Source organism: Myxococcales bacterium, from assembly GCA_016706225.1.
In the GTDB taxonomy this organism is placed as follows: domain Bacteria; phylum Myxococcota_A; class Polyangia; order Polyangiales; family Polyangiaceae; genus JADJKB01.
The window spans coordinates 1,212,867-1,233,627 of the sequence record JADJKB010000021.1 but is presented as its reverse complement, the minus strand read 5'-3'; the positions used below and the strand labels follow the sequence as shown (position 1 = coordinate 1,233,627).

The 20,761-nt window shown below is 66.7% G+C and carries 26 protein-coding genes and 1 pseudogene; 11 read left to right on the top strand and 16 right to left on the bottom strand.

The window, feature by feature from the left end; translation table 11 throughout:
- Positions 1-175 precede the first annotated feature (175 nt).
- Positions 176-547, top strand: coding sequence for a hypothetical protein (locus IPI67_30225; protein ID MBK7584469.1), 372 nt, complete (start codon positions 176-178; stop codon positions 545-547).
- Between the two features lie 94 nt (positions 548-641).
- Here the strand turns inward: IPI67_30225 and IPI67_30220 are convergent, their stop codons facing one another.
- Both IPI67_30220 and IPI67_30215 read right to left on the bottom strand, forming a co-directional pair.
- Complete coding sequence (locus IPI67_30220) at positions 642-1,718, bottom strand: transposase (protein ID MBK7584468.1); 1,077 nt, start codon at positions 1,716-1,718, stop codon at positions 642-644.
- A gap of 98 nt (positions 1,719-1,816) precedes the next feature.
- Positions 1,817-2,185: pseudogene (locus tag IPI67_30215) on the bottom strand (transposase zinc-binding domain-containing protein).
- Positions 2,186-2,637: 452 nt separating this feature from the next.
- On the opposite strand from IPI67_30215, the gene IPI67_30210 reads away from it, so the two are divergent.
- The 3 genes from IPI67_30210 to IPI67_30200 all read left to right on the top strand — a co-directional run bounded on the left by IPI67_30210 (position 2,638) and on the right by IPI67_30200 (position 3,488).
- A complete protein-coding gene (locus IPI67_30210) occupies positions 2,638-2,814 on the top strand; it encodes a hypothetical protein (GenBank protein ID MBK7584467.1) in 177 nt (58 codons plus the stop codon).
- A gap of 135 nt (positions 2,815-2,949) precedes the next feature.
- On the top strand, positions 2,950-3,186 hold the full coding sequence (locus IPI67_30205) for a ribbon-helix-helix protein, CopG family (protein MBK7584466.1): 237 nt from the start codon (positions 2,950-2,952) through the stop codon (positions 3,184-3,186).
- Positions 3,183-3,488, top strand: a complete 306-nt coding sequence (locus tag IPI67_30200) for a PIN domain-containing protein (protein MBK7584465.1) — start codon at positions 3,183-3,185, stop codon at positions 3,486-3,488. The genes IPI67_30205 and IPI67_30200 overlap by 4 nt, the downstream gene beginning before the upstream one ends.
- On the opposite strand, the gene IPI67_30195 is transcribed toward IPI67_30200, so the two are convergent.
- A complete protein-coding gene (locus IPI67_30195; GenBank protein MBK7584464.1) occupies positions 3,429-5,162 on the bottom strand; it encodes a hypothetical protein in 1,734 nt (577 codons plus the stop codon). The genes IPI67_30200 and IPI67_30195 overlap by 60 nt on opposite strands.
- A gap of 309 nt (positions 5,163-5,471) precedes the next feature.
- On the opposite strand from IPI67_30195, the gene IPI67_30190 reads away from it, so the two are divergent.
- Both IPI67_30190 and IPI67_30185 read left to right on the top strand, forming a co-directional pair.
- Positions 5,472-5,846: a hypothetical protein gene (locus tag IPI67_30190; GenBank protein MBK7584463.1), complete on the top strand. Its 375-nt coding sequence runs from the start codon at positions 5,472-5,474 to the stop codon at positions 5,844-5,846.
- Positions 5,750-6,853 (top strand): hypothetical protein, encoded by a 1,104-nt coding sequence (locus IPI67_30185; protein MBK7584462.1) that lies wholly within the window; start codon positions 5,750-5,752, stop codon positions 6,851-6,853. Before IPI67_30190 ends, IPI67_30185 begins: the two co-directional genes overlap by 97 nt.
- A gap of 35 nt (positions 6,854-6,888) precedes the next feature.
- Here the strand turns inward: IPI67_30185 and IPI67_30180 are convergent, their stop codons facing one another.
- The 8 genes from IPI67_30180 to IPI67_30145 all read right to left on the bottom strand — a co-directional run bounded on the left by IPI67_30180 (position 6,889) and on the right by IPI67_30145 (position 12,079).
- Positions 6,889-7,200 (bottom strand): hypothetical protein, encoded by a 312-nt coding sequence (locus IPI67_30180; GenBank protein ID MBK7584461.1) that lies wholly within the window; start codon positions 7,198-7,200, stop codon positions 6,889-6,891.
- Positions 7,201-7,285: 85 nt separating this feature from the next.
- Complete coding sequence (locus tag IPI67_30175) at positions 7,286-7,825, bottom strand: hypothetical protein (GenBank protein ID MBK7584460.1); 540 nt, start codon at positions 7,823-7,825, stop codon at positions 7,286-7,288.
- 113 nt (positions 7,826-7,938) lie between these two features.
- On the bottom strand, positions 7,939-8,604 hold the full coding sequence (locus IPI67_30170) for a hypothetical protein (protein ID MBK7584459.1): 666 nt from the start codon (positions 8,602-8,604) through the stop codon (positions 7,939-7,941).
- Positions 8,601-9,440 (bottom strand): FAD:protein FMN transferase, encoded by an 840-nt coding sequence (locus IPI67_30165; protein ID MBK7584458.1) that lies wholly within the window; start codon positions 9,438-9,440, stop codon positions 8,601-8,603. The genes IPI67_30170 and IPI67_30165 overlap by 4 nt, the downstream gene beginning before the upstream one ends.
- Positions 9,437-9,703, bottom strand: a complete 267-nt coding sequence (locus IPI67_30160; protein MBK7584457.1) for a hypothetical protein — start codon at positions 9,701-9,703, stop codon at positions 9,437-9,439. The genes IPI67_30165 and IPI67_30160 overlap by 4 nt, the downstream gene beginning before the upstream one ends.
- Positions 9,696-10,052, bottom strand: coding sequence for a hypothetical protein (locus IPI67_30155; protein MBK7584456.1), 357 nt, complete (start codon positions 10,050-10,052; stop codon positions 9,696-9,698). Before IPI67_30155 ends, IPI67_30160 begins: the two co-directional genes overlap by 8 nt.
- A 60-nt stretch (positions 10,053-10,112) precedes the next feature.
- The gene (locus tag IPI67_30150; protein ID MBK7584455.1) at positions 10,113-11,414 is read right to left on the bottom strand and encodes a hypothetical protein; all 1,302 of its coding nucleotides are present in this window, start codon (positions 11,412-11,414) and stop codon (positions 10,113-10,115) included.
- Positions 11,411-12,079 carry a response regulator transcription factor gene (locus IPI67_30145; protein ID MBK7584454.1) on the bottom strand — a complete coding sequence of 223 codons (669 nt, stop codon included), beginning with the start codon at positions 12,077-12,079 and terminating at the stop codon, positions 11,411-11,413. The genes IPI67_30150 and IPI67_30145 overlap by 4 nt, the downstream gene beginning before the upstream one ends.
- Positions 12,080-12,277: 198 nt before the next feature.
- Between IPI67_30145 and IPI67_30140 the strand changes: the two genes are divergently transcribed.
- Positions 12,278-13,621: a hypothetical protein gene (locus tag IPI67_30140; GenBank protein MBK7584453.1), complete on the top strand. Its 1,344-nt coding sequence runs from the start codon at positions 12,278-12,280 to the stop codon at positions 13,619-13,621.
- A 30-nt stretch (positions 13,622-13,651) separates the two neighbouring features.
- Here the strand turns inward: IPI67_30140 and IPI67_30135 are convergent, their stop codons facing one another.
- Both IPI67_30135 and IPI67_30130 read right to left on the bottom strand, forming a co-directional pair.
- The gene (locus tag IPI67_30135) at positions 13,652-14,017 is read right to left on the bottom strand and encodes a VOC family protein (GenBank protein MBK7584452.1); all 366 of its coding nucleotides are present in this window, start codon (positions 14,015-14,017) and stop codon (positions 13,652-13,654) included.
- Between the two features lie 7 nt (positions 14,018-14,024).
- Positions 14,025-14,222, bottom strand: a complete 198-nt coding sequence (locus IPI67_30130; GenBank protein ID MBK7584451.1) for a hypothetical protein — start codon at positions 14,220-14,222, stop codon at positions 14,025-14,027.
- A 331-nt stretch (positions 14,223-14,553) separates the two neighbouring features.
- Here IPI67_30130 and IPI67_30125 point away from each other — a divergent pair, with 331 nt between their 5' ends.
- A complete protein-coding gene (locus tag IPI67_30125; protein MBK7584450.1) occupies positions 14,554-15,000 on the top strand; it encodes an Rrf2 family transcriptional regulator in 447 nt (148 codons plus the stop codon).
- A 7-nt stretch (positions 15,001-15,007) separates the two neighbouring features.
- Here IPI67_30125 and IPI67_30120 read toward each other — a convergent pair whose 3' ends face one another.
- Entirely contained in the window at positions 15,008-15,379 is a 372-nt protein-coding gene (locus IPI67_30120) for a winged helix-turn-helix domain-containing protein (GenBank protein MBK7584449.1), read from the bottom strand.
- On the bottom strand, positions 15,294-16,187 hold the full coding sequence (locus tag IPI67_30115; protein ID MBK7584448.1) for a transposase: 894 nt from the start codon (positions 16,185-16,187) through the stop codon (positions 15,294-15,296). Before IPI67_30115 ends, IPI67_30120 begins: the two co-directional genes overlap by 86 nt.
- A 24-nt stretch (positions 16,188-16,211) precedes the next feature.
- On the opposite strand from IPI67_30115, the gene IPI67_30110 reads away from it, so the two are divergent.
- From IPI67_30110 to IPI67_30100, 3 genes are read left to right on the top strand one after another with little or no spacing between them, the layout of a single operon-like run.
- A complete protein-coding gene (locus tag IPI67_30110; protein ID MBK7584447.1) occupies positions 16,212-17,291 on the top strand; it encodes a site-specific integrase in 1,080 nt (359 codons plus the stop codon).
- A 15-nt stretch (positions 17,292-17,306) separates the two neighbouring features.
- Positions 17,307-17,471 carry a hypothetical protein gene (locus tag IPI67_30105; GenBank protein MBK7584446.1) on the top strand — a complete coding sequence of 55 codons (165 nt, stop codon included), beginning with the start codon at positions 17,307-17,309 and terminating at the stop codon, positions 17,469-17,471.
- Complete coding sequence (locus tag IPI67_30100; protein MBK7584445.1) at positions 17,434-19,059, top strand: serine/threonine protein kinase; 1,626 nt, start codon at positions 17,434-17,436, stop codon at positions 19,057-19,059. Before IPI67_30105 ends, IPI67_30100 begins: the two co-directional genes overlap by 38 nt.
- 520 nt (positions 19,060-19,579) lie before the next feature.
- Here IPI67_30100 and IPI67_30095 read toward each other — a convergent pair.
- Positions 19,580-20,521, bottom strand: a complete 942-nt coding sequence (locus tag IPI67_30095) for a hypothetical protein (protein MBK7584444.1) — start codon at positions 20,519-20,521, stop codon at positions 19,580-19,582.
- Positions 20,522-20,761: the final 240 nt, after the last annotated feature.

Here is a 20,761-nt window from a genome sequence, read left to right as displayed (position 1 = left end):
TGATCGCCTCGAGCACCGCGCCGAGCGCGACGTCGGAGTCTTGAAGCGCGGAGGGCCGAGCGGGCGCAAGGGCGGGCTGCCCTATCGATGCCGACTTCTCACGTCAAAACACCAGCCGCCGCAAGCCCGAATTGTCGGCGTTTTCCATGCGCCACCATCCGACGTCAATTCGCAGGTGAATTCGAGCTGGGGCTACGACTGGAGTGCGGCTTTCAACATCTACGCGGCAGTGCCGACCGACGGGAGCGGTGCCGTCGAAACCGGATTCCTGAACCGACCGACGGTGGCCAAGAAGAGCGGTGCTGTCGTGGGTGCACGACTCTTCTGCGAGCCGCAGTCGAGCGGCGTTTCGGGAGTGCTGTTTTCCGACATCGGGATCTGGAACGCGCCCAGGGAGATCGGCACGGATCTGATCTTCGTCCACAACCCGATGGCGGCTGCCCGTAGTCATTACAAGCGGCGCCCCGGCGCCCCGACAGTCGCGAGCGGGACGCCTTCCCCTGCGCGACGGGTTCACCCTGCCTGGTTCCGGTCTCCGACAGGGTGAATTCTGGTCCGCGAGGCGCCGCTTTCGCCTGGTCGAGGTTTCCGGAGGGCAAGGCGCCCAGCGCCAAGCGCACGTCGGCCCTGGGGAGCGCGCGTCAGCGCGTGTCGAACAGCTCCGCCTGCGCCGGCTCGCCAAGTCTCCTGCGGACGGCGACGCTCTTGAAGTAGGGCGGAGCGCGAGCGGGCGCGAGGCGCGGCGGCTCGGTCGGCTCACCGAGCCAGGCGAGGTAGCGCTCGATGCCAGCGCTGGTCATGACGAGCGCGCGCATCTTCATACGCGACCCGCACTTGTCGCAGCGCTCAACGTCGATCTTGAACGCGCGCATGAGAAGCTCACGCCACGGGCGATACCCCGAGCGATGCGTGGGCGGCTTGTCCTTCGCGCTGCACGTCGCGCAGTCCTTCGCGCAGTCGGCGGCGTCATCGTCATGCGACGTGGGCGGCGGCGGCGGAACGACTCGCGCTCGCCACTTGCTCGCTGCGGCGAGAACCCCTGCGTACCTGATGGTGTGGAAGCCGGGGGGCGGCACCGTGGTAGCAAGTCGGACCAGGAGCGCCAGTGGGTCGAGGTCGAGCGCGAAGGTTCCGTCACTGAAAGGCCTCTTGAGCTCGATGCGGACGAGGTCGTCGGCGATGAGCCGGACGCGCTCCTGCGCAATCGGCGGGCGCAAGATGTACTTGCACAAGGCCTCTCGTCCAGTGGCGTCGCCGGCCTTGGCCGTGGTCGCGGCGTGGAGAGAGAATCCCCCTTCAGCGGCGCATAGCGCCTTGGTGTGCTCGAGCTCCGAGCCGCCGCGCAGCTTGATGGGGTCTCGACGGCGCAGTGCGGGACCGGCGGGCAGCGTGCCCGCCACGGAGGCGGCGGCGAGCTCCGCGAGCGCGGGCTCGCGGTCGGCCAAAGCGGCGTCGCTCGTGACCGTGTCGTCCTCGAGCACGCCTTTGCGCCGCAGCAGCGCAAGGATGCGCGCGCGGGCGATCTGGAGCAGATCGCCGACATCGTCGTTGGTGAGGAACGGCAGTGGATGGAAGGCGAGCTCGCCGCCGGCGCTCTCGGCGTAGACGCCATCGAGGCAGAGCGAGTGCAGGTGGGGATTGAGTCGCAAATCCGACGAAACGCGTTGCACGACCGTGACGGCGCCGCTCTTGCCGTCGGCGATGCCGCGAGCGCGCATGTGTCGTTGGTACCAGCCGAGCACGGAGTCCAGAACGCGCGACTCACGCCGCCGAGCAGCTCGCCGTCGTAGGCGAGCCTCGCGCGCAGCTCGAACGGCAACGTGAGCACGAGCTGGCGCAACGGAACGTTTGGGATGACGTGCTCCACCAGGTCGGCCGCGGTGGCCGTCATTCGGCGACCTCCGCACGACGGGCAAAATCCGCGCCCCCTGCAGCAAAACGCCACGACTTTTCGCTCGCGACACTCCGGGCAAGCGAGCACCGCAAAACCTCGTGCGAGCACACCGCAGTCGATGAAACCTTCGAGCTCGTCTCTCACGAAGCCGGGCAGCGGCGAGGCGAAGCCGTCCTCCGCCGCTGCGTACAGCGTGCGGAGGTTGTCGAGCACAACCTGGTAGAGCGCAGTCGTCTCGGGACGGCGGCGTGCGTACGTCGGCTTGCCGGACACGACGCGTACCTGCGCAATCGGCGTGCCCGCGACGCATGCCTGCGATTGCGGCTACTTCGCGCACGCGAAGGGTGGCGTTGGGCGCTTTCGCCGGTGGCGATCGCCACCTCGCGGGCGTGTCTGCGCCATGCTCCTCGCCGACCCCCTTCCGGGAGGCAAGGCGGGGCACAGGCCGAGGTCGGGCTGCCCCCGCCAGCACGTGGGTGCTGACGCTCCGCGCCCGGCCCGACGCGTCCCCCCCTTTCGCGTGAGCGCGGGCGCCACCCTCACGCTTCCGTGCCTTGGGGAAACTTCAGCAGCGCCCGCGCTCACCGAATTTGGGGGGGACCGGCGGCGCGTCAGCGCCGACGAGGGGGGGCAACTACACTCGACGCACTGAACGGCTCCGAGCCCGCCAAGAAGCTCCTGGGGCAACGCTTGGCCCAGGCCGAGGCCCAAAATGGACCTGGGACGCGCTGAGCGGCCGCACCTTGCTGGGTAAGCTCCTGGCGAAGCGGGGCGGCCCGGTCGGCGCCCGGCGTGAGCTCGCGCTGGCGAAGCGGCTGGCCGAGGCCACCTCGAACAAGCTCGTCATCGACGACTGCGAGCGCGCGTTGGGGGAGCTGGGCAGGACGGCGCGGGCGAGTCAGAAGCCGGCGGCGGGATAGCCGAGCCAGGGGTAGCCAGCACGCGGTCTTCCTCTGAGGAGCGTTTCCTGCTCGCTAGAACGACGAGCCGACACGGCCGCGACTTGCGGACCCACCCGACGTGCGGCATAACTGCTGAACAGTTATGAGGCACCCATGAACTTCAACCTCTACGTCGATGCAGCGACCGGCGCGTGCCTGGACCGCCTGGCCAGGCGGCGGCGGACTACGCGCAACGCCTTGATCCGTGAGGCGGTGAGCCGGCTCCTCGATGGCACCGGCGACGCCTGCTGGCCCCGGGAGGTCGTCCTGTTCGAGGGAGTACCGCGCGCTCCTCGCTTCGAAGCCGAGCGGCGGAAGCTACGCGCGCCACGCAAGGATCCGCTCGCGTGAAGTATCTGCTCGACACCTGCGTTCTCAGCGACTTCGCGCGCGGCGATGACGTGACCTTGGCTCGCGTCAAGGCCACTGCGCCTGCAGAAGTGGTGATATCCAGCGTTACGGTCATGGAGGTCGAGTTCGGTCTGGCTTTGAATCCTGGACGCGCTCGAAAGCTCGCGCCAGTGCTTCGTGCCATGATGGCTGCCGTGACTGTCGCTGCCTACGACTCCGCCGACGCTCACGCCACCGCCGCTCTACGTGCAGCGCTCCAAAAGAGCAGCCTCGTACTTCGCCTTGTTTTCGTTTTGGCTTAGCTGCCCGTTGATGCTCAACACCGTCGCCGTCGAGCTCCGGATGTCACCCAGCGCATTTTGAAGGTCAGTGTAGAGAGGTCCACTGGTCAACTGGAGCTGGTTCAAGGCCAGTGCAACCGTGTTGGCCTCTTTGCTCTCGGACAGTGTTTCGAGCTGCTCTGTCTTGGCGAGTATCGCGCTCCCGAACTCGAGCTGCGCACCGGCGTTCACAGCACCGGCAGGGTTCAACGAGATCGCACCGGACGCGGCCGCGATCATGTTCGCATGAACCTGCATGCGCTGAATTGCCAGCGTAGCGAGAGCGCTGTCCTTGTCGATCTTGGCTCCGTTGATCGAGAGGCGAGCGGTATCGACGGAGTTGCGCAATTGTTCGAGGTCGCCTGACGTCCTGTTCCAGGATCCCGCGAGAGTTTCGAGCGCCGTCCGCAGCTCAAGCAACAGGGTCCCATGCTGACCCTTCGCGCCGTTCGTGCCCACGTCGAGGTTCGTGAAATCGTTGACGACCTTCACGGGGACGCTTTCGATGTGAAGCTTGCTCAGCTGATACTTCGCCTTGCGCGAAAGCGAGTCGATCCAAACGACGAAGCCGTCCAGGTCCGCGAGCGTCGCGATCTCGGGCTTTTCGACCGGTAGCGCATCGGAAACGCCGGCGTTCAACATGCAGGCAAGCGTCAGCGTCTGCGTCACCTGCGCAGCTGCGCCACAAACACCAACGGGTGGGTAGGAGTTGACGAAGACAGGAGCGCGCGCGCCGGCGCTGCACACGGTGGGGCGCAGTACTCGTTGCGTGTAGCGGAACCAGTGGTTGTCGGAGAAGTATTGGTCGCCAGCGGCGCACGACTCGTGCACGGAGTAGATTCCACCCGACTGCGCGTGCCAGCAGTCCGGCGCGTGTGTCTGGGCTCCGGATCCCGGCGCAACTTCGACCATCTCCCAGATGAACAACTGGTTGTCGTCGTCGTTGAACTTCTGGTCAGGCGCCACGGTCGGGAACAGCGGGACCTGCGTCTTTGCCATGGTCCAACCCAATGGAGGAAATCCACCTCCTGCGCGAAGCAGTCGATCGCGGAAGTAGCTCTTGTAAGTCCCGCCAGTGTTGGCTTCGAGTCCGAGGAGCCAATTCCCAAGCTCGTTCCGACAGACCCCTCCCCAGTGCTTGCCTTTGCGTAGCGCGGCGACAGCTTTCTCCGCCTTCGTCTGAGCCGCCGTCGGTCCAATTGAGGGTGCCCCGGTCAACTTGAGATCCGAGCCGGAGTTACACGCCAACCCCGTAAGGCCGTTGAGTTGCGCAGCGAGCCATTCGCTCGGGTTCTTGATGTCGAAGCCGGGGAATTCGGTGCTCTCCGCCACAACGTGCAAGTACCGCCCGGGGTCCGGGTAATAGAGATTGAACAGCCAGGTGGGCACCTCGCCGGTTGCGGGCCAGTGGAAGTCGGCTGGGATGGTCTGGCCGGTCCCCAGTGCTTGGACTTCCTCTGGCGGGACGCCCGTCGGGTCGAGGAGACCGCTCGGGGCGAACTTGCCGGTGGCAAACACCGTGAACACCGGCGCAGCTTTTTCTTCCGTCGCCGACCATGTCGGCGAGTTGAAGTTTGCCGCCGGGACGTGCGTCAAGAACATCTTCTTCGGAATCGACCCGGACAGCGCGCCCAGCGTCCAAAGAGCACCCTGCACTCGCCACAGGATGATTCGCGCTTCGTTGTCCTCCGCGTTCGAGCCCGGCGTGCCCGCGCCAAGCGCCGCACCCACAGCGGGCGTTCGGAAGATCGAATCGTGCGCGAACCCGAAGCGCGCTCTCCGAAACCAACGGTCGCGTTCAGCGAACTCGATGCGGCGCGCGCCGATCGAGCGCTAGCGCGCCTCGGCGTGCGTAGAACGCCGCAGCGCCAGCAAAACCGCATTGAAGGGAAGGAACCCTGAATGACGCGACGAAGCCCTGGAACGGGAAGCATTACACCGCGACGCGGACGACACCTGGCGCGCATGCGCGTGAATGGCCGGATGCGCTCCTTCGGCACCTTCGACACCTCCGAGGAGGCGGACCGCGTCCTGTCCGCTGCCGCGTCGAAGCTCGCCTCGCCGGACTACGTTGCCGTAGGCGGCACGACGCTGCGCGAACTCGGCGAGCGGTGCCTGGACCGGCGCGAGCTCGATGGCGTCCGCGGCATCGGCACCGAACGAAGCCGATTCCGCATTCACATAGCCCCTTCTTGGTTGGGCACAATGCCGGTCAAGGCGATCGCGCCGCGCGATGTGCGCCAGTGGGTCGAGGAGGCGGTGCCGGCGGTGATGCCAGCACCGGCACCGACTGTGTCACGCAGCTGGTCGCCGGCAGCTACCACACTTGCGCGCTCTTGAACGACAAGACGGTCTGGTGCTGGAGCAACATCCATCAAGTTCCTACGCAGGTCGAATCCGACGCGGAAGAGATCAGCGCAGGGTCGGCTCACACCTGCGCGCGGATCACGGGTGGGCAGGTGCGGTGCTGGGGCGGCAACGTCGCGGGGCAGCTAGGCAATGGCAACACGATGGAGAGCTTGGTCCCAGCTGACACGGGACTCAGTGGGGCCACGCAGATTTCCGCCGGCGGTTTTCTGTCGTGTGCACGAGCGCAGGCAAAGGTGTTCTGTTGGGGTGACAACAGCGCGGCACAGGCCGGGACCGGTGCGGTGGGCGCGAACATTCTCGCTCCGGTCGAGGCAACGGCCGTCAACCTCACCGGGTTGAGTGACGTCATTGCGGCGGGTGCCGCGGGCTGTAGCCGCAACGGCGTCGAGCTTTCTTGTTGGGGCAGCAACGCGGACGGCGCGCTCGGGATTGGGTCGAGCGATCCGGGCCCCGAGCCCAATCCTGTGAAGGTCGTCATCCCTTCGCTCGGCATCGTGCGCTCCACCGGGCGTTGCGCGCTCACGGATGCCGGCAGTCTGTGGTGTTGGGGACTGAATACCGCTGGCCAGGTCGGCGATGGCACCAACACCACGACGCTGGCTCCCGTGCCGGTCAGCGCGCTCGGCGACGATGTTTCGTCGATGAGCAACACGACCTCCCGGACGTGTGCGGTCAAGAAGGACAAGACCGCGTGGTGCTGGGGACGGAACGACAAGGGCGCTCTCGGGAACGGGAGTACGTCCGGCAACACGTGCGTGGACGGTATCTGCGAATCGACGCCAGTGCAGGTCGTTGGTTTGAACAACGTGAAGAGCATCGTGACTGGCAACGCGCACAGCTGCGCGGCGCTGACCGACGGCACCGTATGGTGCTGGGGAGCGCAGCCTCAGCTGGGTACCGGCGCGCCGGCCCAGACGTGCGGCTCGAGTCCACAGTGCGAGCCAGCGCCCGTGAAGACCTTGCTCCAGTGCCCGTGAGGCCGACGCAGGTTGCTGCGCTCGAAGAGCCGCATCTACTCGCCTGCGCTCGCACCTGCACCCGCTGAAGCTCGGGTGCCGAGCCACGGCCCGAGAATCCGGAAGACGCTGACGCCCGCGAGGACCACGGCTGTCCCGATGTACATCCCGCGCACGATCACCGACTGCGTGTCGGTCCCCGCCGCCAGCCCGTGTGCGAAGCCGAGGACGAAGGTGCCGAATGCCGATGCATGCACCGCGCGCCAAACCCAGCGCGGAAGATTGCGATGAAGTGGGACGAGAGCCGCGAGCGGTGTGACTCCCGATCTCGGGTCGGCGACGGCGAGCACGACGTGGAGTGCGGTCACGACCACTGCGGCGCGGGGCCTCGGCGAGAGCGGACCGGCGCAAGCCTTGCGGGCATCCTCGGCCCAACCGCACGACTATCGCGGATCACGATGCCGGTCTCGGCGCGAACAGCTCGATCGCTGTCAGCACTAATAGGCATGCGAGACCGAGCAGCAGCAGGCCTGCCGATGGCACCGCCAGCCAAGACAAGGACTCCTTGGCCGCGTCCGTACTGCCGAGTCCCGGCGCGCGGCGGGCGGCCAGCATCCAGAACGCTGAGTACCCAAAGGCACCCAACCCCAGTGCCAGCGCCAGCCCGCGGCGTACCGTTCTTTTCGGACGATTCAGCGCTGCGAGGAGCAGAATTGCACTCAACGCGGTTGCGCCGATACCACCTCCGTGAAGGTGGGCGCGCTTGTAGTAGCTCCAGCTCTTGTCGACGACGCTCTTCATCTTCACGGTGTCGCCGCCATAGACATCACTACGAACGGCTTCTGCGCGTTGTGACAGGTCCGTCCGCAGCGGCTCCTCGAAAGCTCCGAACACGCCACCCATTCCGAATCCGAAAAGGATGGTGAGAAGCGCCAAGCTCGCGCCCCAACGGCAGACACGAAGGCTTTCGACGAACTCCGGTCGCGAAGTCATGACAGCCGACTTGCAGCAACCGTGCCAGCGATGCAGCAGGCGGTGTGCGGCGCACACTCTGCGTGATCTCGCGATTGGTGACCTGTTCGAGAAAAAACAGCGCTCGACGGCATCTAGTCGCCCTCGCTCGTGACGGTACCCGCTGAAGCTCGTGTCGCGAGCCAGGGAGCCAGAATCCGGAAGACGCTGACGCCCGCGAGGACCACGGCTGTCCCGATGTACATCCCGCGCACGATCACCGACTGCGTGTCGGTCCCCGCCGCCAGCCCATGTGCGAAGCCGAGGACGAAGGTGCCGAATGCCGATGCATGCACCGCGCGCCAGACCCAGCGCGGAAGATTGCGATGAAGTGCGGTGGTGGCGCTGACGAGGACCATCCCCCAGGTCGCGAGCGTGCCCAGCGCGATGGCACCGGTGAGCTTCTCCGAGGCGAACGGGACGAGAGCCGCGAGCGGTGTGACTCCCGATCTCGGGTCGGCGACGGCGCCGACGACGTGGAGTGCAGTCACGACCACTGCGGCGACGGACCAGCGGCTGTGGAGCTCGAGCACCAAGGCGCGGTCGAGAAGGCTCCCCTTCTTTGCGACGAGGACGCCGAATATGACCGACAGCCAGGACGCGACGTATGCCAAAAGGCCCAGCGAACGACTCGCCCACCACATCACCGGGACGTGACGCGCGGTGAAGGCGTCGCTGAGCGCGATCAGGCCGCTGAGCGTCAGGGCTCCCGCGACGAGGAGCGCGAAGATGCGAAATCCGCGGCCAAATGTGTCGTTCATCGGAGCTCCTCCCAGTTTCGTGTCGTCCACCATTTTCCCGCCTCGTCACAGGCGGCGGCCCGAGCTTCCAGAGACGGGAGCAAGGCGAAGACCCGTTCGGCATCGACGAGCGCCGCGGTGGCGAGGGCGTCCGCCATCACGGTCTCGCTCGCGCAGATCGTGACGGTATGCATTGGGGGTTTCACCGGAGCGCCCGTGCGCGGATCGAGCACGTGATGCAACGCTCGCCCGCTCGCATCGCTCCAGCGCCGCCGCCGAATCGACGACGTCGCGATCGCACCGGACTCCACGTGGACGACATGGCCGGATGCGTACTCGATGGGGCAGCGCTCGCCATGCACGCGAATGTCACCGCCGCCGTCCACGATCACGTTCCGGGCGCCCGCCGCGACCAGCATGTCGACCACACGGTCGACGATCCAGCCCTTGGCGATGCCACCGAGATCGAGCTCGCCCTGGCCTTCGAGTCGCACGTTCGCCTCGTCGGTCGTGACTACCAGCGAGCTCGGGCGGTATTCGCGGGCTGACTCGCGCGAATCGATCGCCTCGAACGTTCGATCGTAACCGAGCTCGGCGAGACGTGCTCCGAGCGTGGGATCGAAGGCACCGCCCGTGAGGTCGCGCATGTCGAGCGCGGCGCGGACGACCTCGGCCAGCATCGGGTCGTCGGTGGTGCGCTCCCGATTCAGGCGCGAGAGGCTCGAATCGGGCAGAAACCGCGAGAGCCTTCGCTCCGCCGCACGGACGAAGGACTCCGCTCCTTCGAGCGCCCCCGAGACGTCACTGGCGACCGACCACTCGGTGCCAGTGGCGGCAAATGTCAGGCTCGCATTCATGACGCCCTCGTGCGACGAATGGCGACGACACGGCGTCGAGGTGCAGGGGCGGGGACCAGACCACTGACGGGTGGTTGCGCCCTGGCGAAGCGCGGCTGGCTCGGTGTGGGCGGAGGTTCCATGGGCGTGACAGCCGGTGCTACGACCCGGGTACGCTCGCGCTCGACTCGGCCGATGATGAGGAAGCTCGTGGCAATCGTCAGCGCCGAGACGAACACCACGGATGCCCACACGATCCGCCTGCGCACCTCGCGCTCAGTCATCGTCGGACTCCCGTTCATGGGAATCGTGATCGTCGTCGTCGTCGTGATGACTTCGTTTCTGGGGAGCGGGCTCGTCCACGTAGATGGTTTCGGGGGGCGACTCGATCGCTTGTGAAGTCGCCGGAATCACTGGCTCTGGACGGGGCGCAGCCGGTTTCGAGCTCGGCGCGGGGTCCGGGGCAGGCGGCGAGGCGGGTTCGATCGGACCAGCGTCGGTCGCGACCTGGTCCGCGAACCAACCCGTAGTGGAGCCGACGACGACGAGCAGCGCCGCGGCCACAGCCAGTCCGGCGATTGCATAGGCCAGGGCGATTTGTTTGTGCATGATGACCTCCGTTGTTGAAGTCACCGTAGCTATCCAACATTAAAGGACGCTGAGGACGCGCTTAGATGTTGGTGATTTTCAGCGTCAGGCGGGCGCGAGGGCCGCGCGCGGGGGAAGCGGCAAGCGTGCAGTCCCCCCGTGACGACGCGCGATCTCCCGCGCAATCGGTAGCCCGAGCCCGAGGCCCGTCCGGTCCCGACGACGAGCCTCACCCGTGCGCGCAAAGCGATCGAACAGCGCTTCACGCTCCTCGACGGACACACCCGCCCCCGCATCGTCGACATCGAAGATCACGTGCTGGTCCTCGCTTTTGACGCTGAGGACGACATCCGCACCAGGAGCGTGTCGCGCAGCATTTCGAAGCAGGTTGGCGAGAGCCACCTCCACGAGCGAACGTTCGGCTTCGAGCTCGGGATCCGTCACCACCTCCACGCGCACGTTCGATCCCGCGCGCGCCAGGGTCTTCCGCTCGCTCTCGAGCGCCGACGTCGCGAGCTCTGCGGCGCGGACCCGCTCGCGGCCATGCTCGATCTGTCCCGCGTCGATGCGCGCCAGAGCCGTGAGCCCTTCGACGAGTCGTCGCAAGCGTTCGACTTCGTCGCGGCTCGAGACGAGTACTTCGCGGTACTCCTCGCGCGTGCGATCGCTGCGCAGCGCGACATCCAGCTCGCCGAGCATCGCAGTGACGGGCGTTCGGAGCTCGTGGGCCGCCTCCGCGGTGAATCGGCTCTGGGCCCGATGCGCAACGTCGAGCCGTGTGAGGAGCCCGTTGATTGCGACGATGAGCGAGCGAATCTCCACCGGACCGTCCTCGGTGAGACGCTGGCCCCCGGCGAGATCGATAACGCGTGACGCTTCCCCGCGAGCCCGGTCGAGCGGGCGGAACGCGTGACGAACGCTGACGCCGAGCGCGACGCTCGCGATCAGCGCCGCCAGCGCGGCCGCCAGAGAGTAGCTCAGGGCGAACGAGCCCACGCTGCGCCCGAGGGTCATGCGAGGAGCCGACGCAGCCGCCAGGTGCTTCGATTCGCCGTGTTCGTGCTCCACCTCGAACGCGAGCAACACGAGCCGTCGATCGCCGACATCCGCGAACAGCGGACGCTCGGCCCGCTTCGCATTTCGCACCGCTTCTGGTGGCACACGCGGGTCTTCGGGCGCCACGAGCCAGGTGTCGACCGGCGAGCGGGCGTGCTCGACCTCGACCTCGACCTCGGCGGAGACATCGGGATGGGCCCGACCATGGACGGCGGCCAAAAGCGCTTCGTCCAGGGCGTTCGTGCGTTGCACGTGGAGCGCCGCGCCGGTGCCGATTCCGACGAGCGCGAGCGTCGTCACCAGAACCAGCGCTCCGTTGCCAGCTACTCGGCGAGCAACGGAGGTGGTCATCGGGGCCGGTCCTCGAGCACATAGCCGACACCGCGTACGGTGTGCAGCAATGGTCGCTCGAAACCCTTGTCGATCTTGGCTCGCAGGTAACTCACGTACACGTCCACGAGGTTCGTTCGCGGGTCGTTGGTCACGTCCCAGACCGCGTTCAGGATCCTCGTTCGCGACAGGACACGACCGGCATTTTCGGCCAGATATCGCAATAAATCGAACTCCTGCGCGGTGAGGCCGAGCTCGCGACCCGCTCGCGTCACTCGGCGCGCCGGCACGTCGATGACGAGGTCGCCGACTTCGAGTTGCTCGGCGAGAGACGCACGCCGAGTCACCGCCGCGATGCGCGCGAGCAACTCGTCGAACTCGAAGGGCTTCACGATGTAGTCGTCGGCGCCGCCGTACAGGCCTTCGATGCGTTCTTCGACACGATCGCGCGCCGTGAGGCAGATGGCGGGCGTCAGTTTGCCTTGCCTGCGAAGCCCACGAACGATCGAGAGACCGTCTCCGTCGGGCAGCATGCGATCGACGACGAGCAGGTCGTAGTCCTCGGTGATCGCGCTTTCCGCTTCTGCGATGTCTGGGACGACGTCCACGCGGTGCCCTTCTTCGGTGAGCCCACGCCGAAGGAAGCCCGCAATCTTGGGCTCGTCCTCGACCACCAGAATGCGCATCTTGGGGTATCGAAGAGCAGATTCCGTGCCGCAAACTGCGCGACCCGCGGGACTGGTTCTCGCGCGCAATTCTTGCGGTTCGGGCCGGAACGCCGCAGCTCGTGCGTGCGACTTGACGCGGTGCGCATGAGTCTCCTCTCCAGCGCTCGACCAGGCCCGCCGCCTCCACGATGCGCTATTCTCGTCGGAGGGTTCTGAATGCGGTGCGCTACCGGTTCACTCGCGCTCCTCTTGATGCTGACTCCGGCGTGCGCCCAGAGTGAGTCAGACGACGCGAAGCTGGTGGGTTGGAAGCACCATTTTGGTACGGGGTCCCTGCCGACCCAGGTGCGCTCCGTCAGCGTGAGCCCAGAGGGCAACTTGATCCTCGCGGGCAATCATGCCGGGCCGCTCGACTTCGGGAATGGCGTGGCTCTAGCGGAGGGAGATTGGTGGGAGATTGCGTTCGTGACCGCGTTCGATGCGAGCGGCGTTCCGCTTTGGGTGTTCGCGAGCCAACAAAACGACTCCGCAGGTGTCTACGATAGCGCTGATGCCACGGCAGTGGACTCCGACGGCAACGTGTTCGTGGCGGGTGGCGCGCGGTTTCCCGGTCTCGGTGACCTCGGTTTGAAGCGAGGCGGTTTCGTGTCCAAGCTTTCGCGCACTGGCCAGCGCGTGTGGGATACGCCGATCCTGCCCCAGGACCCGAACTGGGATCTGTATGGGTTTGGAATCGGAGTCGTGCCGGCGAATGCCGGTGGCGCGGTGGTCGCGGTGGAGTGCGCGTTCAGTCCCCAGATCGATGATGTGGTCATCGACATGCCGGACATCGTGGCGGGGGGCATTGGATATCGCTGGCTCGGCGTCTTCTCGCTGGATGCAGACGGTCACGCGCTCTGGGGTCGGCGCCTCACTTCTCTCTTCAGCATTGGTGGGCCTCGTCCCGCGCTGACGGCGGATGGCTCCGGTAACATCTACCTCGCCGTCCTCTCGCAATTCGCGGTGGATCTCGGCGAAGACCCGATCCCCACCACGGGCGAGCATGCGGTGACCGTCGTCGCGCTGGGGCCGGCCGGTAACCTGCTCTGGCATCGGAGCTTCAGTGGTAGCGACACCGAGGTTGGCTCGCTCGGGGTCGACGAGTCGGGCAACCTCGTGCTCTTGATGATCGCGGGGGGTGATGTGGATCTCGGCGGTGTCACCCTCGGTGGCGGGCCGTACGATCGTCGCGCCGTTCTCTTGTGGTTGGACCACGACGGCGTCGTGCTGAACCGCCGGTCCTTTCCCACGACCAGTCGGCTGGACACGCTCGCGGTTGGGTCCAAAGGTCTCGTCATGCTCGGGACTCACTCTGGTAACGACTACGCTCAGACGCTGGTGGTTCAATGCAACGCCGACGCGACGGAGTGCCGCTCGGCCGACCTCGGGGAAAGCTGGCAGTTCTATCGCAACGTTGCCTGGCACCCGGACGGGGACTTCGTGGGCGCGGGCACGTTCATGCGGGAGAACCCGGACACTTCGGAACTCTACGCGGCGATCGGAAAGCTTCGATTCGAGTAGCTTCGATCGCTCTGCAACCGCTCATTCCGTTCAGCCGCGAGCGAACGCCACGACGTGGCCGTCAGCGTCCAGGCTGTAGGCGACGACGTGTCCCCAATCACGCGCTGCGAGCGGGCTGAGCTCTCGCGCACCGGCTTCGAGCGCTCGCCGGTGGAACGCGGCCGGGTCGTCGACCAGCAGATAGAGCTCCGCGCGCAATCCGGCGCTCGCCTTGGGCAACGTGGGACCCAGCAGGTGCCGAATACCCGCTTCCGGCATGATTCCGAGCACGGCGCCCTCGAGATCGAATTCCGTCATTCCCGGTACGTCGAGCCGCGGTTCACGTAAAAAGACGCTGCGATAGAAGGCGACGCTCGCTTTCTGGTCTCGCACGTACAGGATGAAGTGGGGGGTCATGTTCGCATCAATCGAGGACGGCGAGCTCCGCGGTGAAGTGACGCAGGAGCGGTGGCTCTCGGACGATGCGGTAACCTGGAATGCGATCGAGGCGTCGGGCGACGCGCTCGGCGGTTTCGATGACCCAATCCACGTGAGAGGCCGTGTACACCCTGCGTGGCGGCGCAAGTCGCACGAACTCGTGAGGCGTGACGGCTCCGAACATCAGGCTTCCCACTTCCACTCCGCGGACGCCCCCCTCGCGATAGAGCTCGATTGCCAGTGCCTGGGCCGGGAGCGCGGATCACGCCGTGCGCGGGGATACAGAACAAGTTGTAGCCCGCTTGGACGAGCAGGGCTTCCCGCTCCGCATGCGTCGTGATCGTGATCGGTTCGACCGCCTTGATGCGGAACGGTTCGATGATGGTGTGAAACTCGTCTGCGCGTACCATTGGTATCCCATCGCATGCACGCGGCGTTCCGGTCTCTGGACTTGAACTTCTGTGGACAGCGTGGTCCATTGAGCGGGTGGGCTTCACTGACGTAGGGAGGTGCGCATGACGGCCGTCCTGCCGAGGGGGGGCTCGGCGGTCGCGCCCATCAGTCAGACGGCGGAGTACGCGCTCCGCGCCATGGCCGAGCTCGCGCTGGCGGAATCCGGCACGGCGCTCCCAGCCTTGGAGCTGTCACGCGCGACGAACGTGCCCGTGCATTACCTCTCGAAAGTCCTGCGACGACTGGTGGCCGCCGGCCTCTTGATCTCGCACAAGGGCCACGGCGGTGGCTTCGTTCTGGCGCGTCCCGCGCACCGCATCCGATTCGCGGACGTCCTCGACGCGATCGGCGAGGCGCCGGTCAGCGGTCGCTGCGCATTCGGTTGGGGAGACTGCGACGCGAGCCGACCGTGCCCGCTACACCCAGCCTGGTCGACATTGAACGATTCTCTCGTTCGCTGGGCCAACGACAGCACGCTCGCGAACCTGCGTCGTCGGCGTCGCAAGTAGTCCCAGATCACGTTGGAGCTTCGACTCCAGCGACTTCGGCCAGCATGGACATGCGGCGGATCACGAAACCGCGCTCGGTGGTCTCGAGCACTCCGTCGCGTTCCCAGCGCGTCATCACGCGAATCGCAGTCTCGAACGACGTGGACACCAGCTCCGAGAGCTCGCGCCGCGAGAGCGCGACCGGGATCTCCGACGTGTCGTCGTCGAAGTCGTCGCCGAGCCCGTAGTCATTACAAGCGGCGCCCCGGCGCCCCGACAGTCGCGAGCGGGACGCCTTCCCCTGCGCGACGGGTTCACCCTGCCTGGTTCCGGTCTCCGACAGGGTGAATTCTGGTCCGCGAGGCGCCGCTTTCGCCTGGTCGAGGTTTCCGGAGGGCAAGGCGCCCAGCGCCAAGCGCACGTCGGCCCTGGGGAGCGCGCGTCAGCGCGTCGAACAGCTCCGCCTGCGCCGGCTCGCCAAGTCTCCTGCGGACGGCGACGCTCTTGAAGTAGGGCGGAGCGCGAGCGGGCGCGAGGCGCGGCGGCTCGGTCGGCTCACCGAGCCAGGCGAGGTAGCGCTCGATGCCAGCGCTGGTCATGACGAGCGCGCGCATCTTCATACGCGACCCGCACTTGTCGCAGCGCTCAACGTCGATCTTGAACGCGCGCATGAGAAGCTCACGCCACGGGCGATACCCCGAGCGATGCGTGGGCGGCTTGTCCTTCGCGCTGCACGTCGCGCAGTCCTTCGCGCAGTCGGCGGCGTCATCGTCATGCGACGTGGGCGGCGGCGGCGGAACGACTCGCGCTCGCCACTTGCTCGCTGCGGCGAGAACCCCTGCGTACCTGATGGTGTGGAAGCCGGGGGGCGGCACCGTGGTAGCAAGTCGGACCAGGAGCGCCAGTGGGTCGAGGTCGAGCGCGAAGGTTCCGTCACTGAAAGGCCTCTTGAGCTCGATGCGGACGAGGTCGTCGGCGATGAGCCGGACGCGCTCCTGCGCAATCGGCGGGCGCAAGATGTACTTGCACAAGGCCTCTCGTCCAGTGGCGTCGCCGGCCTGTCCGCTGCCGCGTCGAAGCTCGCCTCGCCGGACTACGTTGCCGTAGGCGGCACGACGCTGCGCGAACTCGGCGAGCGGTGCCTGGACCGGCGCGAGCTCGATGGCGTCCGCGGCATCGGCACCGAACGAAGCCGATTCCGCATTCACATAGCCCCTTCTTGGTTGGGCACAATGCCGGTCAAGGCGATCGCGCCGCGCGATGTGCGCCAGTGGGTCGAGGAGCTGGCGAAGAAGACGACCGTCGATCGGCGCCGACATCGCAAAGTCTCGCGCTCCACGCGTCGGCACTGCGTGAACCTGCTGCGCGCCTGCTTCGGCCACGCCATCGCTGACGGCATCATCGAGACGAATCCGGCGAGAGACATCAAGGTCCGGCAGGAAGGAGACACCGCTGACGGCTGGACCTTCCTCACACCGCAGGAGCAGCGGGCGATCGCGACCTGCAAACACATTCCGGAGCCGGACCGCCTGCGTATACTGTTCGCCATGTACACGGGCGTTCGCCAGAGCGAGCAGTGGTGCTTGCTGCTGGCCGACGTGAAGCTCGATGACTCGACCGGCCCGCACATCATCGTGCGCTACGCTGCGCCAGGACGCGCAACCAAGAGCAATCGAGTCCGGCGCGTGCCTCTCATTCCAGAAGCCGTAACGGTCACCCGGAGCTGGCTCGAGCTGCTTCCGAGCTACGCCCCGAAGAACCCGCTCAAGCTCGCTTTCCCCACCCCACGTGGGCATCGGCGGGACCGCGGCAAGCTGTACCGCTTCCACGAGCTTCGCACGAAGGCCGGCATCACACGCCCGGTCCGGTGGCATGACCTACGCCACACCTGCGCGTCGTCTCTCGCAGCGGGCTGGTGGGGGCGCGTCTGGCGGCTCGAAGAAGTGCGAGACCTGCTCGGGCACTCCAGCGTCGAGGTGACCGAGCGCTACGCCCATCTAGCCACGTCCGTGATTCAGACCGCGGCCAACCAGACCCGCCGCCCAGCGCCCGCCCAATTGCGATCCAAACGTGATCCGAGAGGGTCTAAGTCTTCGGAACCTCGACGGAAGGCAAGGCCCTCCGGAGCCGTAGGTCAGTGGTTCGAATCCACTGGGGCGCACTGTAGTAAAGAGGCTGAAAGGCGCAAACGGCGCTCCTCGAAGCTGCGCGCACCGGGGAGAAAATTACGGTCGAGCGCGCCCGCGACTTCGCTCGCGCCGTGCTGGAGCTGGACGCTGTCGGCCGCCTGGCGCTCCCCCCAGCGTGGGTAACGGTGGCCCCGGGGCGTGCAATTCATCCCGACGACGGGTGAGTATCGCGCGCAGGGCCAGCGCCGGGCGGCAAGCGCGTGTCAGCCAGCGCAGCCAGGCGAACAAGCAGTGGCTCTGCCGGAGATGGGCTACGGTGGCCCCGATGGCGGTATTCGCGAAGAGCACGGCGGCTACGGCTGAGGAGCGAGCCTTCCTGCAGCATCGCATTGGGCTTTTTGGACTCGTCGCAGGTGGCTGCTACCTGTTCTTCCTGAGCTTCCGCCTGCTCTTCGCCGACGTGTGGTGGCGCCCGTCGCTCGGGTATCACTTGGCGAGCGGCCTGGTGTTCATGGGCGTTTGGCTGGCGTGTCGGGTCGGCCAGCACTCGCTGCGCGTCTTGCGAGGCATCGAGACGGTCGGTTTGCTTCTCGGGACCGGGGCCCTCGTCGTCATGGGGGCCTACGTCGAACACGTAGCACGGCCTGACTTCATCCTACTGCTAGCGCTGACCGTGGCCTTGACGGCGCGCGCGGTCTACGTGCCCAGCTCTGCCCGTCGCAGCTTCGCGCTGGCGGCAGCGGTGGGTGTTCAGCTGCTGGTTTGCGTCTACTTCAGCTTTCTCGACCTCGTTCCGACGAATTGGGGGGCCGTCGCGCCAGAGATCGCGAACCAGACGGCCGCAGGCGTTGCTCGCGGACTCACCGTCCAAGCGGCGGCCTGGTGGGCCATGACGGTCGCCGTGACGACGGCAACGTCGCGGGTCATCTACGGCTTGCGGCGCGAGATCCGCGACGCCAAGCAGCTGGGCCAATATCTGCTCGAACACAAGATCGGTGAGGGCGGCATGGGGACGGTCTATCAGGCGAGCCATGCCCTGCTGCGGCGACCGACGGCCGTGAAATTACTCCATGCAGGCCGCGCCTCCGAGGCGCAACAGCAGCGTTTCGAAACCGAGGTGCAGCACACTGCCCGGCTCAATCACCCCAACATCGTCACCATCTTCGACTACGGCCACACGCCGGACGGGGTGTTTTACTACGCGATGGAGCTCATCCATGGCGTTACCCTCGGGCGGCTCGTGGACGTTGACGGGCCCCAGCCGGTCGGGCGCGTTCTCGCCATTCTCGAGCAGGTGGGACAGGCCCTGGTCTGTGCTCACGGTGAAGGCCTCGTGCACCGCGACATCAAGCCCGCCAACATTCTTTTGCTCCTGCCCCATCTGTACGGTGGTCAGCCAGAGCAGCTCAAGCTCCTGGACTTTGGCTTGGTCAAGGAGCTCAAGGACACCGGCGGCATCGACGTTACCCACGCCAACGAAATCGCCGGCACGCCGCAGTACATGTGCCCAGAGGCGATTAGCGACCCGACCACGATGGATGGGCGCGGCGACCTGTACGCAGTCGGGGCCATTGGCTTCTATCTCCTCACGGGGCGTCACGTGTTCGAGGGGAGCACCGTCATCGAGGTTCTGGGGCAGCATCTCCTTGCCGAGCCGCCTCGACCCTCCGCGTACGCGGAGGTTCCCAAGGCTCTTGACGACCTCATCCACCGTTGTCTCGCCAAGGACCCAGCCCGGCGCCCCGATACGGCTCTGACCTTCCTGCAAGAGCTCGAAAGCGTACCCGACGTCCCGCCCTGGACGCCCGCCCACGCGCTCGCTTGGTGGTGCGACAAGGGGAAGACGCTCGAGGCCACGCAGCTGTCGGAGCCAACCGGGGGACTGTCCATCCAGATCGCCGGCTCGACGGAGCTCCGGAGCACGACGGACGACCTGGCGCGACACCGCTAGGGGACAAGTGCGACTAGGCACGTTGCCTCGTCCAGATTCTGGGCTTTGGCATCGCGACGAGCTCTGACTCCAGCCAACAGCACCCCAGTTCCGCCCCTCATGCCGCTCGAGTCGTGCCCGCCTGGCCTGGAGTCCGCTCCTGCGTAGCCGAGGGGCTCGCGGCCACGGCCGCGATCGACAGCGTTGCCCGAACCTCCAGGGCCAACAGCTCGGGAGCCGCTGAGCGGTTCGCGCGCCATCTGCCGTTGATCTTCTTCGATTTCCCGAGTCACACGACGCTGGAATGCGCGTCGAGCAGCACGACGACGCCGCTTGCCGGGACACGAACTGGACAAACCACGGCAAAAATCGCGTTCCTCTCGGCAAATGCGCTCGGAAAGCGCGGGCCTCCGGAGCCGTAGGTCAGTGGTTCGAATCCACTGGGGCGCGCCAAGCTACGACGTGTGTACGAACTGCTCTTCTCACCTGGCGACGGGTCGGAAGCTTACCCACGAACTCGGCTCGCGCTAGAGAGCACGCATCATGGGGAGAGCACCCAGCCTTGCTCCGGCGCGGGGTATAGTTTGTCGGATCCGATCCCGCCCCAAACCACTGCGCGGTCTCCTGCACCGAGTACGGTCATGCTGTGGAGCCCGCGCTCTGGCGGCGCACACTCGCCGGAGGGGAGCGGCGCCCAGCTGTCGGTGCCGATGTCGTAAATCCCGCCCGTGGCCAGCAGCCCTTCCACACCAGTGCCACCGAACACCACCAGTTTCCCCGCCTTGCCCAGGGCGGGGAGGACCGCGCCCGCTGCGCCCGACCGAGCAGAGGGGGCGCCGACGCCAGACATCGCTTTCCACTTCCACTCCGGGATGGAGAAGCGAGCGCCGTCGTCCCGGCGCATGACGGCGTCCGAGCCACCCCAGATGATCAACTCTTCGTTCGCCGGCGACCAGACCGCGACCGGGCCGTCGCGAGCCCCGATTTGGCCGTCCGTCGGCAGCAGCTTCCACTTGTGTGTCTTCGCGTCGAACAGGTAGCCAGCAGCCTCTTTCGTCCCGTCGACTTCGCCGTGCGTCAGCACGCCATAGTCTCCAGCAGTGACCGTGACGCAGCCGACGCACCGGAGCGGAGCGGGTTCCACGGGCGACCACGAATCAGAGCCCGGGTCGTAGAGCGCTGCATCGACGAGCGGCGACCCGTCTGCCGTATATCCGTCCAAGACGAGCAGCTTGCCATCCGCCGCTCCGAACTTGTCCACGCTGCGTGCGCTGAGAGCGCCCGCTGCCGCGACGGGCGACCACGACGCTCCCGCCGGACCCATTCGCCCTCCGTCGCCGAGGACCGGAGGCGAATCGGAGTAGCCACCCCAGACGACAACCGTACCGCCGATGTTCACCATCGCGTGGCCAGCGCGCGCTCCCGGCGCACCGTCTGCAGGGAGAGCCGACGGAGTCGCGGTGGAGCTGCCCGGGATGCGCATCCCGTCTCCTCGCGGCCCGTCGCTTCGCCCTCCCCACACGAGAACATCGCCGCCAACGCCGACGGCGGGGCCATCCAAGCGTTCAGTCGCCCCGGGAGCCGGCGGCAGTTAGCGCCAGTGCGGTCCCTCGCATCCGGTGCTTCCCGCTGACCCCGCGCTTCCGCCCCCGCCACTCGCGGGCACATTCGCGCTCGTCTGCCCGCAGCCGAGGGCGAGGCAGGCCAGCACAACCGGACACCG

Coding starts and splice junctions, on each gene's coding strand:
- IPI67_30220 (MBK7584468.1), bottom strand. CDS start 1,718: ATGCGCGCTCGCGGCATCGCCGACGGCAAGAGCGGCGCCGTCACGGTC.
- IPI67_30205 (MBK7584466.1), top strand. CDS start 2,950: ATGAACTTCAACCTCTACGTCGATGCAGCGACCGGCGCGTGCCTGGAC.
- IPI67_30190 (MBK7584463.1), top strand. CDS start 5,472: ATGCGCGTGAATGGCCGGATGCGCTCCTTCGGCACCTTCGACACCTCC.
- IPI67_30175 (MBK7584460.1), bottom strand. CDS start 7,825: ATGACTTCGCGACCGGAGTTCGTCGAAAGCCTTCGTGTCTGCCGTTGG.
- IPI67_30170 (MBK7584459.1), bottom strand. CDS start 8,604: ATGAACGACACATTTGGCCGCGGATTTCGCATCTTCGCGCTCCTCGTC.
- IPI67_30165 (MBK7584458.1), bottom strand. CDS start 9,440: ATGAATGCGAGCCTGACATTTGCCGCCACTGGCACCGAGTGGTCGGTC.
- IPI67_30160 (MBK7584457.1), bottom strand. CDS start 9,703: ATGACTGAGCGCGAGGTGCGCAGGCGGATCGTGTGGGCATCCGTGGTG.
- IPI67_30150 (MBK7584455.1), bottom strand. CDS start 11,414: ATGACCACCTCCGTTGCTCGCCGAGTAGCTGGCAACGGAGCGCTGGTT.
- IPI67_30145 (MBK7584454.1), bottom strand. CDS start 12,079: ATGCGCATTCTGGTGGTCGAGGACGAGCCCAAGATTGCGGGCTTCCTT.
- IPI67_30140 (MBK7584453.1), top strand. CDS start 12,278: ATGCGGTGCGCTACCGGTTCACTCGCGCTCCTCTTGATGCTGACTCCG.
- IPI67_30135 (MBK7584452.1), bottom strand. CDS start 14,017: ATGACCCCCCACTTCATCCTGTACGTGCGAGACCAGAAAGCGAGCGTC.
- IPI67_30130 (MBK7584451.1), bottom strand. CDS start 14,222: ATGTTCGGAGCCGTCACGCCTCACGAGTTCGTGCGACTTGCGCCGCCA.
- IPI67_30125 (MBK7584450.1), top strand. CDS start 14,554: ATGACGGCCGTCCTGCCGAGGGGGGGCTCGGCGGTCGCGCCCATCAGT.
- IPI67_30110 (MBK7584447.1), top strand. CDS start 16,212: ATGCCGGTCAAGGCGATCGCGCCGCGCGATGTGCGCCAGTGGGTCGAG.
- IPI67_30100 (MBK7584445.1), top strand. CDS start 17,434: ATGGCGGTATTCGCGAAGAGCACGGCGGCTACGGCTGAGGAGCGAGCC.
- IPI67_30095 (MBK7584444.1), bottom strand. CDS start 20,521: ATGCGCATCCCGGGCAGCTCCACCGCGACTCCGTCGGCTCTCCCTGCA.